The sequence below is a fragment of the Pseudomonas sp. C6002 genome (assembly GCF_013385805.1).
In the GTDB taxonomy this organism is placed as follows: Bacteria; Pseudomonadota; Gammaproteobacteria; order Pseudomonadales; family Pseudomonadaceae; genus Aquipseudomonas.
On the sequence record NZ_JACAPH010000014.1, the window covers coordinates 197,309 to 211,819 of the forward strand.

Annotated in this window: 14 protein-coding genes; 8 read left to right on the top strand and 6 right to left on the bottom strand. The window is 61.2% G+C overall.

Annotated features, from left to right (window positions below):
* The first annotated feature begins 60 nt into the window (after positions 1-60).
* Entirely contained in the window at positions 61-1,305 is a 1,245-nt protein-coding gene (locus HX817_RS09585) for an EAL domain-containing protein (RefSeq protein ID WP_177040152.1), read from the top strand.
* On the opposite strand, the gene HX817_RS09590 is transcribed toward HX817_RS09585, so the two are convergent.
* Both HX817_RS09590 and HX817_RS09595 read right to left on the bottom strand, forming a co-directional pair.
* On the bottom strand, positions 1,274-1,927 hold the full coding sequence (locus HX817_RS09590) for a response regulator transcription factor (RefSeq protein WP_177040153.1): 654 nt from the start codon (positions 1,925-1,927) through the stop codon (positions 1,274-1,276). The two genes, HX817_RS09585 and HX817_RS09590, sit on opposite strands and share 32 nt — an antisense overlap.
* A 150-nt stretch (positions 1,928-2,077) precedes the next feature.
* A complete protein-coding gene (locus HX817_RS09595) occupies positions 2,078-2,278 on the bottom strand; it encodes a hypothetical protein (protein ID WP_177040154.1) in 201 nt (66 codons plus the stop codon).
* A gap of 301 nt (positions 2,279-2,579) precedes the next feature.
* On the opposite strand from HX817_RS09595, the gene HX817_RS09600 reads away from it, so the two are divergent.
* The gene (locus tag HX817_RS09600; protein ID WP_177040155.1) at positions 2,580-2,864 is read left to right on the top strand and encodes a DUF3509 domain-containing protein; all 285 of its coding nucleotides are present in this window, start codon (positions 2,580-2,582) and stop codon (positions 2,862-2,864) included.
* Positions 2,865-3,035: 171 nt separating this feature from the next.
* On the opposite strand, the gene HX817_RS09605 is transcribed toward HX817_RS09600, so the two are convergent.
* Both HX817_RS09605 and HX817_RS09610 read right to left on the bottom strand, forming a co-directional pair.
* Positions 3,036-3,914, bottom strand: coding sequence for a TIGR02285 family protein (locus HX817_RS09605; RefSeq protein WP_177021411.1), 879 nt, complete (start codon positions 3,912-3,914; stop codon positions 3,036-3,038).
* Complete coding sequence (locus tag HX817_RS09610; protein ID WP_177040156.1) at positions 3,914-5,113, bottom strand: CaiB/BaiF CoA-transferase family protein; 1,200 nt, start codon at positions 5,111-5,113, stop codon at positions 3,914-3,916. Before HX817_RS09610 ends, HX817_RS09605 begins: the two co-directional genes overlap by 1 nt.
* 145 nt (positions 5,114-5,258) lie before the next feature.
* Here HX817_RS09610 and HX817_RS09615 point away from each other — a divergent pair, with 145 nt between their 5' ends.
* The 6 genes from HX817_RS09615 (at position 5,259) to HX817_RS09640 (ending at position 10,551) form a co-directional block, all read left to right on the top strand.
* Positions 5,259-5,801, top strand: coding sequence for a YaeQ family protein (locus HX817_RS09615; RefSeq protein ID WP_003209567.1), 543 nt, complete (start codon positions 5,259-5,261; stop codon positions 5,799-5,801).
* A 186-nt stretch (positions 5,802-5,987) separates the two neighbouring features.
* Entirely contained in the window at positions 5,988-7,697 is a 1,710-nt protein-coding gene (gene recJ, locus HX817_RS09620) for a single-stranded-DNA-specific exonuclease RecJ (RefSeq protein ID WP_008438230.1), read from the top strand.
* A gap of 151 nt (positions 7,698-7,848) precedes the next feature.
* Positions 7,849-8,955 (top strand): NADH:flavin oxidoreductase/NADH oxidase, encoded by a 1,107-nt coding sequence (locus HX817_RS09625; RefSeq protein WP_003209564.1) that lies wholly within the window; start codon positions 7,849-7,851, stop codon positions 8,953-8,955.
* 192 nt (positions 8,956-9,147) lie between these two features.
* On the top strand, positions 9,148-9,648 hold the full coding sequence (locus HX817_RS09630) for an ATP-binding protein (RefSeq protein WP_177040157.1): 501 nt from the start codon (positions 9,148-9,150) through the stop codon (positions 9,646-9,648).
* A complete protein-coding gene (locus HX817_RS09635) occupies positions 9,632-10,168 on the top strand; it encodes a GNAT family N-acetyltransferase (RefSeq protein WP_087695111.1) in 537 nt (178 codons plus the stop codon). The genes HX817_RS09630 and HX817_RS09635 overlap by 17 nt, the downstream gene beginning before the upstream one ends.
* A 197-nt stretch (positions 10,169-10,365) precedes the next feature.
* Positions 10,366-10,551: a hypothetical protein gene (locus HX817_RS09640; RefSeq protein ID WP_003209560.1), complete on the top strand. Its 186-nt coding sequence runs from the start codon at positions 10,366-10,368 to the stop codon at positions 10,549-10,551.
* Positions 10,552-10,596: 45 nt separating this feature from the next.
* On the opposite strand, the gene HX817_RS09645 is transcribed toward HX817_RS09640, so the two are convergent.
* Both HX817_RS09645 and HX817_RS09650 read right to left on the bottom strand, forming a co-directional pair.
* Entirely contained in the window at positions 10,597-12,222 is a 1,626-nt protein-coding gene (locus tag HX817_RS09645) for a glucan biosynthesis protein D (RefSeq protein ID WP_177040158.1), read from the bottom strand.
* A gap of 361 nt (positions 12,223-12,583) precedes the next feature.
* Positions 12,584-14,446, bottom strand: a complete 1,863-nt coding sequence (locus HX817_RS09650) for an NAD(P)/FAD-dependent oxidoreductase (RefSeq protein ID WP_134325817.1) — start codon at positions 14,444-14,446, stop codon at positions 12,584-12,586.
* Positions 14,447-14,511 lie beyond the last annotated feature (65 nt).

Here is a 14,511-nt window from a genome sequence, read left to right on the forward strand (position 1 = left end):
GGGAAGGCGCGGGGTTTTTATTAGTCTGTGCACCCTCGCTTCTCCCCGGTAACGTTTTTCATGCGCTCCCTCAACGTCCTGATCCTCGAAGATAACCCGTTCCAACTGATGGCCCTGCATCAGATGCTCAACGCCAACGGCGTATTCAATGTACGCACGGCCGAAACGGTCGACGCCGCTCGCCAGTCACTGGAGAGCAAGGGCGCGGTGGACATCGCGATTTGCGATCTGTACCTGGAGCAGGGTGATGGCCTTGAGCTGATTCGGGAAATGGCCGAGCGCCGCCAGGCTCAGGTGTTGATCCTGCTGAGCAACGCCGAGCCGGATGTGCTGGAAGGCGTGGCGCACATGGCCCGACAGTTGGGGCTCAACGTGCTCGGCTGCCTGCCCAAACCGGCGTCGGCAACGCTGATCGGGAAAGTCCTCGAGGCGTGCCGGGAACGCTTGCGGCCCGGGCCGCCGGTGGTGTCCTGGGAGCGGGTGCGCCAGTTGCTGGACTTGAGCGAATCCGAGCAGTTGCCGCCTTCGGAGGATCTGAGCCAGGCCGCAATCGCCCGCTGCGGCACGGTCTGGTATCAGCCCATTGTCAGCCAGGCGGGCGCGTTGCAAGGTGTTGAAGCGCTGGCCCGCTGGCAGCTTCCTGACGGCGAGTTGCTGTTGCCTGACGCGTTTCTGCCGGTGCTGGAGTTTGCCGGAATGGAAGAGGCGTTTACCTGGCACGTGCTGGAACAAGCGCTGGGCCAGGCGGCACACGTCATGCGCGAAACCGGGCAGGTGCTGCCGGTGGCGGTGAATATCCCGGGGCGGATGCTGGAGCGTCCGCACTTTCCCCAAGTGCTGCAAGGCTTGCTGCAACTTCACGGCGTGCCCGCCCGTGGCCTGACCCTGGAACTGGTGGAAACCTCGCGCCTGAACACCGACAGCGCCCACGTCACCGGCTTGCTGCGTTTGCGGATGATGGGGTGCAAGCTTTCCATCGGTGATTTCGGCGTGGGCGGCACCAGCCTGCAACGCTTGCTGGAATTGCCCTTCAGCGAATTGAAGATCCCGCCGGCGTTTGCCAGCGGCATGGCCAGGGACGATCGCAAGGCGGCAGTGGTTGCCGGCGCCATGAGCATGGCGAGGCGACTGGGTGTGGGTGTGGTGGTGACCGGGGTTGAAAGCGCCGCCGACTATCACGCGGTGAGTGAACTGGGGGCTGCGTGGTTGCAAGGCTGCTTTATCGCCGGCCCCATGGACGCCGAGGCGCTGAAGCAGTGGATCGCGTTTCAGGCTAGGCCAGCCCGTGTTCCTGCACATAGATAAACAGCGCGGCGTCGTTGCTCAGGCCCAGCTTGCGCATGGCGCTGACCTTTTGTGCACTGACGGTTTGCTTGCTGCGATGAAGATTCGCGGCGATCTCGCCTACCGTCAGGCCGCCGGCCAGCAGGCGGATGACTTCCAGTTCACGGGGTGATAGTTGATCCTGGGAGTGCACACGCTCGACGCCTGCCAGGTTCAGTGACTGACTGATGGTCTGGGCCACATAACGTCGCTGCTGGCGCACCTGACGGATTGCTTCAGGCAATTCGTCTGCGAGACTGGCCTTGCTCAGCAGGCCCATGACACCCAACTCCAGGATGGCGTGGAACAGGCCGGCGTTGTTCAGCATGGTCACCACCACGATGGGCAGGCCCGGGTGATGCCGGCGCAGTTGTTCGATCAGGCGCAAGCCGTCGGCCTGGGGCTCGGCGGGCATCATGAAGTCGGTCACCAGAATGTCGCAGGCACAACGTTGCAGCAGTTCGCCAAGGGCCAGGGGTGAGTTGGCTTCACCGACGATGGTTAGCCTCTCGTCACGTTCCAGGACCGCCCGCAGACCGATGAGGAAAATCGGGTGGTCGTCGGCGAGGACGATGCGCAATGGCTTGTCAGACGTTTCGTTCAATACAGGCTCCCAGGGTAATTTGGGGATTCTAGCCTGTTAACGCAGGAGAGGGTCTGAAGGTGCGGTTTACAAAGGTGTAAAAAACGCCGCGTCCCCGTCCGTGGGGCAGCGGCGTTTTTCGTTTCTGGCAGGCCCGGTCGGAGTGATCGTTTAGGCGAGTAGTTTCTGAGCCACTGCCATTACGGTTCCGACAGCCGTGAAGAAGCCGATGGCGATACCAACGGGATACCAGAAATTCTCTCGGGTTATCTTGTGGGATTCTGCGTTTAGCTTGTGTTGCTCGGCATAAATTCTGGATATGTCGGCGTGAATCTTCTCTAGTATTGCCTGCTCTTTTTCGTGTTCCAGCATGGTCTTCGTCCTTCGCAACGGGGCCTTTTGGTATGCGCTGTTTATCGATGTGCCGGCATGATCAGCGCTCATCGAGTATAGGATTCACCCTCGGCATCAGCGCCAAAACGGCAACTCATTGAGTAAGCAGTTATGTGCTGCCGTTTTTTGCTTGTCATGTTGCAAGCGCATGCTGGACACGTCATCCCCGGCAACCCTTGAAAGACGAAAAAGCGAACTTTCCTACGACGCAAATAGTCACTTAGGATAGATGCAGCTCCCGTTTACACGATTGTTTCCGAACTATTGAGTGGTGATCGAGATGGAAAGTATCAGCCTATTGCTCGGTGAAGCACTGAGCCCTTATCAGGTCACGCTGACCGCCTCGGGTGTGCAGGGCGAATGCCTGGTGACCGTAAAGAATCCGGCCGGTGCCATCGTGGTCGAACGAGAAGTCGACCAGGCACAATTGACCGACAAGCGTGCATTGGTGGATGTGGTGGACTGTTTGCACCGCGACTTGATGATTGCCGAAGGACGCCTGGAACCCTCGGTCATGGCGGCCCTGCGTAATGCGGCCCTGACTCGGCCGATTGCCTGCGCATGAAGATTTATTTTTGTTGGGAACCTTCCTACGGCAAGGTGAGTCAGATTTTGTAACAGCGAGATCAAGCATTGTGCTCCGGTGCTTGTGGCTCGTTGTTACTGGTCTTTTTAGGCCCTTATTAACCCCGAGTTGTCTCCCCACTGCTCGGGGTTTCTTTTTGCCTGCGATTTGTCATGGGCTCGGGGCATCCTGGAAAAACGTCGGGTGGTCTTGCAGGTATTGCTCACGCATGACCGGGTCGAGCCATGAGGCGTAGGACTGTCGCAGTTGCTCCTGCGGGATCTCGCGCAGCACCTGATTGATCCGCTCGATAGCCGTGCGGCCTGAGGCGTTATCCGTGCAGGCAATCCGGGTCAGTTGATAGGGCGGGGTGCCTTTGATGGGGTAGAAGATCAGCTCCTGTGGATCAATGCCTTGTTGCAGTGCCTGGTAGCGCACTTCTGTCCAGTAACCCAGCACCGCTTCCAGCCGCCCCTTTCGTTGCATCTGCAGCAGGCTGCCGAGGGCGTCATTGCCGTAATGTGGCGCCAGTTTATGAGCACTGGTGTGCTTCAGCGCTTCATCGATGATGGCGCCGTAGCTGCGTTCGGCGATGATGCCAAGGCGCGCATCTCGTGCATTCAAAAATGCCTCCAGGTCGAACAGTCCATCCACCACAAACGGCGCCAGCAGCGCCCGCTGACCCTGGCGGATCGTCACCCCGTTGCTCACGGCCGCGAAGGCCTGGGCGGAAAACACGATGGTTTTAGCGCGCTCCGCCGTCCACAGCAGGGACGGGTCGCAGGTAAGCGTGCCGGGGTCGCGGAGCATCTGCATGCCGCGCGCGCGGTTCACGTGGAGGATCTGATGTCGATACTCCGGCATGTGTTCGGCGAGTATCGGCAGCAGTTGGTCGAGGGCGCCCTGGCCTTTTTGCGGGCCTTCGAAAATCGTCACTGGCGGCAGGTCACGCAACAACCAGATCAAGGTTTCCTGGGCCTGGCTCGACAGTGGCCAAGTCCCGAGCAGTGAACCCAGGAGGCAGAGTCGAATGATGAAGCGCCGGCCCATCAGATCGCGCCGTTCTCACGCAGGCGGGCAATGGCGGCCGCGTCGTAGCCCAATTCAGCGAGCACCACGCTGTTGTGCTCGCCCAGCTGCGGTCCGACCCATTCACAACTGCCCGGTGTGTCCGACAGTTTGGGCACGATGCCGGGCATCTTGAAGTCCTTGCCGCCCGGGAGCTGCGCCTTGAGGAACATCTCGCGGGCGAGAAATTGCGGGTCTCCCAGCATGTCTTCCGCGCTGTAGATACGGCTGGCGGGCACTTCGGCCTTGTTCAACTGTTCCACCACTTGCTCAAGCGGCAGCGAGTTGACCCAGCGATCAATCACCCCGTACAACTCATCGCGCCGGCTGTCGCGGCCATCGTTGCTGGCCAGTGCCGGGTCGTTGGCCAGGTCGTCGCGACCAATGGCTGACATGAAGCGCTTGAAGATCGCGTCGCCATTGGCGCCGATCTGCACATGCTTGCCATCTTTGCTGGTGTGGATCGAGGAGGGCGTGATGCCGGGCATGATGTTGCCGGTGCGCTCGCGGATAAAGCCGAACACGTCGAACTCCGGGATCATGCTCTCCATCATCGCAAAGATCGCCTCATACAGCGCCACATCCACCACCTGGCCGAGCCCGCCATTCACTTCACGATGACGCAGGGCCATCAGCGCCCCGATCACGGCCCACAACGCCGCGATCGAGTCCCCGATGGAAATCCCGGTGCGCACCGGCGGGCGGTCCTCGAAACCGGTGATGTAACGCAGGCCCCCCATGGATTCGCCCACCGCGCCAAACCCAGGCTGGTCCTTCATCGGCCCGGTCTGGCCAAAGCCCGAGAGGCGCACCATCACCAGTTTCGGGTTCAGGGCGTGCAAGGTTTCCCAGCTCAGGCCGAGCTTTTCCAGCACGCCAGGGCGAAAGTTCTCAATCAAAATGTCGGCATCCGCCAACAGTTGCTTGAGGATCGCCAGGCCGTCCGGGTGTTTCAGGTTCAGGGTCAGGGATTTCTTGTTGCGCGCCTGCACAAACCACCACAGCGAGGTGCCTTCATACAGCTTGCGCCACTTGCGCAGCGGGTCGCCGCCATCCGGGGATTCGACCTTGATCACCTCGGCGCCGAACTCGGCGCAGATGCGCGACGCAAACGGGCCGGCGATCAAGGTGCCGAGTTCGATGACTTTCAGGCCGGCAAGTGGTTTGGCGGTAAACGACATGAGGAACCTTTCGGGCAGGGCAGGGATGTGAGCCTTTTAACATAGGCGAGTGGCGCAGTGATAAGGATGATGCAGCGCAGTATTCGTTGAATCACCTCGCCATCGGTTAGACTTGCCGCCTTTCCCTGTCTCTAGAAGTCCGTTCATGGCCCAGCCGTCCACGACCTACAAGTTTGAACTCAACCTCACCGACCTTGACCGTTCGGTGTACGAGAGCGTCAAGCAGACCATCGCCCGCCACCCTTCGGAAACCGAAGAGCGCATGACCGTGCGTTTGCTGGCCTACGCGCTTTTCTACAACGAGCAGCTGTCTTTCGGTCGTGGCCTGTCAGATGTAGACGAGCCGGCGCTGTGGGAAAAAAGCCTGGATGATCGCGTCCTGCACTGGATCGAAGTCGGCCAGCCGGACGCGGACCGCCTGACCTGGTGTTCCCGCCGTACCGAACGCACGACCTTGCTGGCCTACGGCAGCTTGCGCGTCTGGGAAGGCAAAGTGGTGCCGGTGGCGAAGAACCTGAAAAACGTGAGCATCGCCGCCGTCCCCCAGGAAATCCTGGAAGTGCTGGCCAAGGACATGCCCCGGGTGATCAAGTGGGACGTGATGATCAGCGAAGGCACGATCTTCGTGACCGATGACCGTGGGCAGCACGAAGTCCAGCTGGAATGGCTGGCTGGCGAGCGCGGCTGAAACGTCGATAACTGATTGGACGCTGGTCGAGTGTGGGAGCTGTCGAGCTTCAGCGAGGCTGCGATGCAGGCGCTGCGGTCTGACAGGTACACCGAGGTGATCCCATCGCAGCCTCGCTGGGGCTCGACAGCTCCTACAAGGGATCACCGCTAATTTTCAACATTAAAGAGAAGCTTCCGTCACCCCATGCGTATCGATCCTCGCCCGTTGCCCGCCGTCCTGCCATTCCTCGGTGAATTGCCACCGTTGTTGACCCGTCTCTACGCCGCACGCGGGGTGCAATCGGAAGCCGAGCTGGATAAAAGCCTGGCGCGGCTGATCCCGTATCAGCAGCTCAAGGGCATCGATGCCGCGGTGGACTTGCTGGTGACGGCCCTGGAGCAGCGCCAGCGGATCCTGATCGTGGGTGACTTCGACGCCGACGGCGCCACCGCCAGCACCGTGGGCACCCTGGGCCTGCGCTTGTTGGGCGCCGCCCATGTCGACTACCTGGTGCCCAACCGTTTCGAATACGGCTACGGCCTGACCCCGGAAATCGTCGCCGTGGCCCTGCAGCGCCAGCCACAGCTGCTGATCACCGTGGACAACGGTATCTCCAGCGTCGAAGGCGTGGCGGCCGCGAAAGCGGCGGGGCTCAAGGTGCTGGTTACCGACCACCACTTGCCGGGCGACGAACTGCCCGCAGCCGACGCCATCGTCAACCCGAACCAGCCGGGCTGTGAATTCCCCAGCAAGGCCCTGGCCGGTGTGGGCGTGATCTTCTACGTGCTGATGGCCCTGCGTGCGCGCTTGCGCAGTTTGGGTTGGTACGAGAACAAGCCGCAGCCGAATATCGGCGAACTGCTGGACCTGGTGGCCTTGGGCAGCGTGGCCGACGTGGTCCCGCTGGACGCCAACAATCGCATCCTGGTCTACCAGGGCCTGGAACGCATTCGCGCCGGTCGTGCCCGGCCGGGGATCAAGGCGATCCTCGAAGTGGCCAAGCGCGATCACGCCCGCATCACCTCCACCGACCTTGGTTTTATCCTGGGCCCGCGCCTGAACGCCGCCGGGCGCCTGGATGACATGAGCCTGGGTATCGAGTGCCTGCTCACCTCGGATTTCGCCGCCGCCCGGGAAATGGCCGCGCAACTGGACGGCATGAACCAGGACCGCAAGTCCATCGAACAAGGCATGCAGCGCGAGGCCCTGGCCCAGCTCAAGGACTTGCCGGTGGAGTCGATGCCGTATGGCTTGTGCCTGTTCGACCCGGAATGGCACCAGGGCGTGATCGGCATCCTTGCCTCGCGCATGAAAGAGCGTTACTTCCGCCCGACCATCGCCTTTGCCGACGCCGGTGACGGCCTGCTCAAGGGCTCCGGGCGCTCCGTGCCGGGTTTTCATATTCGTGACGCGCTGGCCGTGGTGGCCAGCCAGCACCCAACGCTGATCGCCAAGTACGGCGGCCACGCCATGGCGGCAGGTCTTACCTTGCCCGAGGCCAACTTCCCACTGTTCGCCGAGGCCTTTGACGCCGAAGTGCGTCGGCAACTGCGCGAAGAAGACCTGACGGGCCGGCTGCTGTCCGACGGCACCCTCGCGGTTGAAGAGTTTCACCTGGAACTGGCCCGCGCCCTGCGGAACGCCGGGCCGTGGGGCCAGCATTTCCCAGAGCCGTTGTTTCACGGGGTGTTCCAACTGGTGGAGCAGCGCGTCGTCGGCGAGCGCCATCTGAAGGTGGTGCTCAAGAGCGAGTGTGGATCGGTGAAGCTCGATGGCATTGCTTTCGGCATCGACCGCGAGATCTGGCCCAACCCCACCATTCGCTGGGTGGAACTGGCCTACAAGCTCGACGTGAACGAGTTCCGTGGCCAGGAAACCGTGCAACTGATGATCGCGCATATCGAGCCGCGCTGAACCCTGTGCAATCCTCTGTTGTCGACTAGTCTCTAAGCACTGTGTGATCGGTCTTGTGACCTTGTCTTATTTCAGCCCGCCGGGGACGGGTTTTTCGTCGACCTTTCAAACAGAACCCTGGAGCCTGCCCACTGCATAAAAGAGGTGCCCCATGAGTCTGCTGCTTGAACCCTATACCCTGCGCCAACTGACCCTGCTCAACCGCATCGCCGTGTCACCAATGTGCCAGTATTCCAGCGTCGATGGCCTGGCCAATGACTGGCACCTGGTGCACCTCGGCAGCCGTGCCGTCGGTGGCGCCGGGCTGATCTTTACCGAAGCCACCGCCGTGACTGCCGATGGCCGCATCACCGCCCAGGACCTGGGCCTGTGGAACGACGAACAGATCGAACCGCTGCAACGCATCACGCGCTTTATCAATGCCCAGGGCGCGGTGGCGGGCATTCAACTGGCCCACGCCGGGCGCAAAGCCAGCACGCACCGGCCATGGATCGGCAAGCACGGCAGCGTCAAGCCGGAAGACGGTGGCTGGGTGCCGGTGGGCCCCTCGCCGATTGCCTTCGATCCGCAGCACACTTCACCCAAGCAACTCGATGAAGGGCAGATTCAGCAAGTGATCGCTGACTTCGTCGCTGCCGCCAAGCGCGCGTTGACCGCCGGTTTCAAAGTGGCGGAAATCCATGCCGCCCATGGCTACCTGTTGCATCAATTTCTTTCGCCCCTGAGCAACCAGCGCCAGGACCAGTACGGCGGCTCGTTCGAAAACCGCATCCGCCTGGTGCTGCAAGTGACCACGGCGGTGCGTGAGGCCTGGCCGCAAGAGCTGCCGCTGTTTGTGCGGGTCTCGGCCACCGATTGGGTCGAGGACGGCTGGAACCCGGATGAAACCGTCGAACTGGCGCGCCGCCTGAAAGACCTGGGCGTCGACCTGATCGACGTCTCCTCGGGTGGCACCGCGGCCAATGCGGAAATTCCTACCGGGCCCGGCTACCAGACCCGCTTTGCCGAGCGTGTGCGCAAAGAGTCGGGAATCGCCACCGGCACCGTGGGCATGATTACCGAGCCCGCCCAGGCCGAGCACATCTTGCGCACCTGCCAGGCCGATATCATTTTCCTCGCCCGTGAACTGTTGCGTGACCCGTACTGGCCACTGCATGCCGACGATGACCTTGGCGGGCGCAAAGCGACCTGGCCGGCGCAGTATCAGCGGGCTACGCATCGCGACCAGCCGATTCATGAGTCGGACTTGCGGGATTAACCTTGCGCAGGAAAACGCCTGAAGCTACTGTCGAAACTATGACTCTATTACTGAACGCCTCGATTATTCCCACCCTCCAGGAGAGGGTGGGCTGACGCGTGCTGGAAAAGCATGAAAAACCCGCCCTTGAACCGGCGGGTTTTTTATTGCTCGCCGATCACCGGCCAAACTCTGCGACACAAGGAGAAGCTCATGTTGCATCTGATCTGCGGCAAAATCGCAGCCGGTAAATCGACCCTGACCCAGCAGTTGTCGCAAGCCCCACAGACGGTATTGATCAGCGAGGATGAGTGGCTGTCACGCCTTTATCCCGGACAGATCCAGGCTCTGGGCGACTACGTGCGCTGCACCGGCGACCTGCGCGATGCGTTGACGGCCCATATCATCTCGTTGCTCAAGGCCGGCGTCTCGGTGGTGCTGGATTTTCCCGCCAACACCCTGGCCAGTCGCCGCTGGATGCGCTCATTGTTCGAAGGCGCAGGCGCTGACCATCAATTGCACTACCTGGATGTGCCGGACGAGGTCTGCAAGGCACGCCTGCGTGCGCGCAACGCGGAGGGTACCCACGCGTTCGAAACCAGTGACGCCCAGTTCGACTTGATCACCGGCTATTTCGAAGCACCGACACCTGCGGAAGGCTTCAACCTTGTTCACCATCAACCCTTGGAAGCACAGCATGTTGATCAAGTGTGACCTGACCGAAAAGGACCTGCCGTTGCTGGCGCTGATTGACCGTACCGAACGGATCGAGGCGTGCTATCGCGTGGAGCACGGCGAGTTGCTGCTGTACCCCGAGCACCACGACATGCGCGGCTGGCCCGAAGGCGAAGCCGAGCAGGATGCCGTGGCCTTGCAGGCGTGCCTGAAGCGCGGCGGGTGGCTGCACGGTGTGTTTGACGATGCAAAGCTGCTGGCGGCCGTGGTAGTGGACAACCGGGTTATCCTCAACCAGGGCCTGCGTATGCGCCAGCTCAAATTCCTGCATGTGAGCCATGGGGCCCGTGGCCTGGGCCTGGGTGGCCAGCTGTTTGCCCTGGCCTGTGAACACGCCCGCGCAGCTGGGGCCGAGGCGTTGTACGTATCGGCCACGGAATCGCGCAATACGGTGGAGTTCTATCTGCGGCTCGGCTGCCGGTTGCTCAAGCAGCCGGATCCCGAGCTGTTTCAGCAGGAGCCGCACGACATCCACCTGTACCGGCCGCTTGTGGGATAACGCTGTAGGTCATTGCCCTGCAAGCGTTTTTTTAAGTGATTACTCTAAAAAAGTCCCACGCCCGGCAAGATAGTTTCTACGCTTAAGGTAAGCATGATTTCTGGCCCAGGAAATCAGCTTGTTGATCCTCGCAGGTCGCATCGCGGGATGGGGTTATGGGCAACCAGGAGCAGTTGATTGATACGAGGAGACAGTCCATGGCCAAGTCTTATGGTGTAGCGGGGGTGTTGTCGTCTTTTCTGGCCCGCAGGATGTCGCTGCGCAGCCGACGCCTGAGTTCGGACGAAGAGCAATTGCTGGAACAGTACCGCGCCCTGACCGAGAGTGATCAGGTGGCGATGCGGTACTTGATTGGGGCGATGAAGAGTATTTCGCGGTTCTGAAGATCCCGAAGGGGCGTTCCCACGCGAGCGTGGGAACGTTCGGTATCAGGTGTACTTGCGCTTGTCTGGTGCAGGTGGGAAGTATTGGTACAGCCAGGTTTCGCTCAAGGTGCGGTCCTGGGTGCGGATGAACAGCCGCAGTTCAACCGGCTCGACGCTGTCGCTGGTCGGGTACCAGTCAAACAGAATTCGATAGCCCTTGATGGCATCCAGTACCAACACGCTGAAGTCTTTGACCTCACCATGGGAGCAGGTCACCACCGGCTCGATCCCGGTGCCTTCAGGCAAACGATCCAGCCCGCCGCCGTTGAAGTCCACGGCAAAGCGCCGCGCCCAGACTTCGGGGTAGTGCTCGCCCGGCGCCCAACCTTCGGTGAAACCGCCCATGCCCGAACGGGTGGCATTGACCTGCGCCAGTGGCGTGCTGACCGGCGGCAGGGCGCTCCAGTAGAGCTTGTAGCCGTAGTTCAGGGATTCGCCGGCAGCGACGGGCTTCTTCGGGGTCCAGAAGGCCACGATGTTGTCCAGGGTCTCGCCGGTTGTAGGAATTTCCAGCAGATCGATAGAGCCTTCGCCCCACGCAGTAGTAGGTTCTACCCACAGGCTTGGGCGTTTGCTGTACCAGTCCACCGTGTCCTGATAGCTGGCGAACTCATGATCGGTCTGCACCAGGCCGAAGCCTTTCGGGTCGGTGTCGGCAAACGCGTTGAATTGCAGGGTAGCCGGGTTGTTCAGCGGGCGGCAGATCCACTCGCCATTGCCGCGCCACATGGCCAGGCGATCCGAGTCGTGGATTTGCGGGTGAATGGTGTCGCACATCCGCCGCTCAACGGTGCCGCAGCTGAACATGCTGGTCATCGGTGCGATGCCCAGTTGCTCGATGGCGGTACGCGCATTGATATGGGCGTCGATGGCCATTACCACCTGGTTGGCCTGGCAGTCGATATCGAAGCGATAGGCACCAGTGGCGCTCGGCGAATCCAGCAGGGCGTAGACCACGAAGCGGGTGCTGTCCTTGTCCGGGGTTTCGAACCAGAACTTGGTGAAGTCCGGGAATTCCTCGCGCTTTTTCGCGTAGGTGTCGATGGCCAGGCCGCGTGCGGAAAGGCCGTACTGGCCGGTGGAATCCACCGCACGGAAGTAGCTGGCGCCGAGGAAGGACAGCACGTCGTGGCGGTCCAGTTCCGGGGCCTTGAACAGCTTGAAGCCGGAGAAACCCAGGTCGCCGGTCAACTGCTTGGTGTCTACCGTGGTTTTTTCATAGTTGAACAGCGAAGGGCGGAAGTGCACCTCGCGGGCCTGGCGGGTTTTCGGGTCGACGCTGTACATGCGCACCGGCGTCTTGAAGCCCATGCCGACGTGGAAGAACTGCACGTCCAGTTGGCCGTTCAATTCTTTCCACAGCGAATGCTTGCCGTCGTAGCCGATGGCGTTGAAATTCTGCGGGGTCATGGTCGCCAGGGTCGGCGGCAATACCTGCTTGGTGTCCTGGTAGCGATTGCTTGCCAACTGCTTGGCCTGGATCTTCAGGGCCTCGAAATCGAAGGACTGGGCCTCGCCATCAGCGGCGCGGTTGCCCGCCCAGGCCTGGGCGGCCAGCAGGCCACTGGCCGACAGACCGGTGTAAGCCGCGATGGCCATGGACGCTTTGAGCAAATTCCTGCGGTGCATAAATACAACCTGTCGTGAACAATCCCGCGCCGTTCCTGGCACGTGCTGGATCAAGGGAAACGGTTCGGACATGCCTTCGGCCAAACGCAACGGACATTAAACAGATGCCAAATAGCTTAAGCGGTTCGGTGCGCAAGGAAAAATGATTGATGGCGGGTTGATGGCGCTGCATATGAAACAAGACGTTTCTGTGGAAACCGTGTGGCGAGGGAGCTTGCTCCCGTTGGGTCGCGCAGCGACCCCAGGTCAGGCGATCGAGATCCTTCAGGGATATCTCGAGCGCCTGGTTTGGGGCTGCTGCGCAGCCCAGCGGGAGCAAGCTCCCTCGCCACAATAATCTCTTCCTTCAGGAACGCCGGGATCAGCCCACTTCGCCTACCGCTCGATACGCCTCATCAATCGCCGCATGGGCATACGCGCTCCACGCGGCATCCGAGTTGGCGATGCTCACATGTCCCACCGGCTGGCGCGCCAGGTCCTTCAGTTTTTCGCTTTCATCGGCATCGTCAAACAAGCTGTTGGAGAAGGTCGCATAGCCGTGTGACCAACGGTTGACAGTGATCGCCAGAATGTCGGTCTGGTGGTTGAAGCCACCCGGGCCGAGCATGCGCTGCAGTTGGTCGCGCAGTTGCGCTTCCAGTTGTTCAAACGTCTGCCCGTACAACTTGCCCCGCCCGGCGCGGGCCTGGTCGCGGCCGTTCATGCCGCTGTTGGGGCTGGTGGGCACGTACACCATGTGCAAACCAATCGGCTGCGTCGGGTCGCGCGGGTGCTCGTAGCCGCCCATGCTCACCGGGTAATCCAGCTTGATCCGGCTGTAAGGCTGGGTCGCTGCATAAATCTCGTGCACCCCCAGCTTCTGGAACGACGTCCAGTTGCGCACCACCACTTTGGTGTAGACCAGCGGGTACTTCACGTTCTGGCTCAGGGCCTGGGCTTGTTCTGCCGGCAGATCGCGCAGCAGGTACGGGATCATCATGTTGTAGCAGGCCAGGATGCAGCGTTTGCCGCGGACCTGTGCGAGTTGGCCGCCACGGCTGTAGCCGATGTGCACACCGTCACCGACGTTACGCACACTGACCGCAGTGCTGTTCAAACGCACCCGCACCGGCGTCCTGGGCTGATCAAGCCTGGCGTAGTCAAACGGCGCCAGCACGATGTCATCCATGGTGTGCCCCGGTGCCACTGCCGGAATCAGGCTGCGCACCAGCAATCGTGCCAGCGAGGCGTTGCCGTCGGGGAAGTGGTAGATGTAGGGTTCTTCCATTTCTGCGGCGGCTTCTTCGCTGATCGGTGCCAGGTTCATTCCGCCGAAGCCAGGGAAACCCACGCTATAGGCATCAGCCGACGCCACCGCGTCGATACTCAAGGCCATGAAGTCGTTGGTGCGGCTTTGGAAGTACTTCACCGCGCCTTCCGAGAGTCCTACGTTCTTGAGCAGGAAATCGCGGTAGCTGGTGGTCGCGAGGTACTCGGCCTTTTCCTCGGCAGTCTTGCCCGGCAGGTAATCCTTGGGCGCGACGTGCAAGGCAATCAGCGCCTGACGGTCGGTTTCCGGCAGCGGGAAATCATTGATGAAGTCGCTGATGGAGCGCGCATGCAACTGGTCCGGGGCGATGTCGTCGGCGACCATCGGCGTCGGGTCGCCGGTCACCAGTTTGTCTTCGCCAAAGTTTTCCTTGTCGAAGAACACCCCACGGGACAAACCCAGGCCCGGGTAGAACTGGCGGTCGAAGGCGGTCTCGAAGCGCTTGATGTTCACCCCGAGTTTTTTCAACAGCCCGTTTACTTCCTTGCTGTAAAGATGATTCGGTGACTGGAACGCTTCGCTGCCGCCGTAGCCGATGATCAGCCGGCCACCTGCCTGGAACTCATTGCGCTTGGCATGGCCGCCGAAGTCGTCGTGGTTCTCCAGGATCAGGATCTTCGCCTTCGGGTGCTTCTCACGGTAGAACCACGCCGCCGACAAACCGCTCAAGCCACCGCCGACCACCACCAGGTCGTAGTCTTCGGTGATCGGCAGTTTATCGGTGTCGAAGGCCTTCTTTTCCCAGCCCATCTGGTGGGCAACTTCGAATGAGCCGACATGGCTGCCGCGCAAGCCGGTGAGGGCGGGCGGGTAGTAGCGGCCATCGGGAGCGGCCTGGAGGATTTGCAGCGGGGTCATACCGGCGGCAATCGTGATAGCGACGCCGTTGAGGAAGTCGCGGCGGGTGATGTCCATGGGAACCTGCGAATTATTTATTGTTATGAGATCCCTGCAGGAGCCGGCTGTTGTGGCGAGGGAGC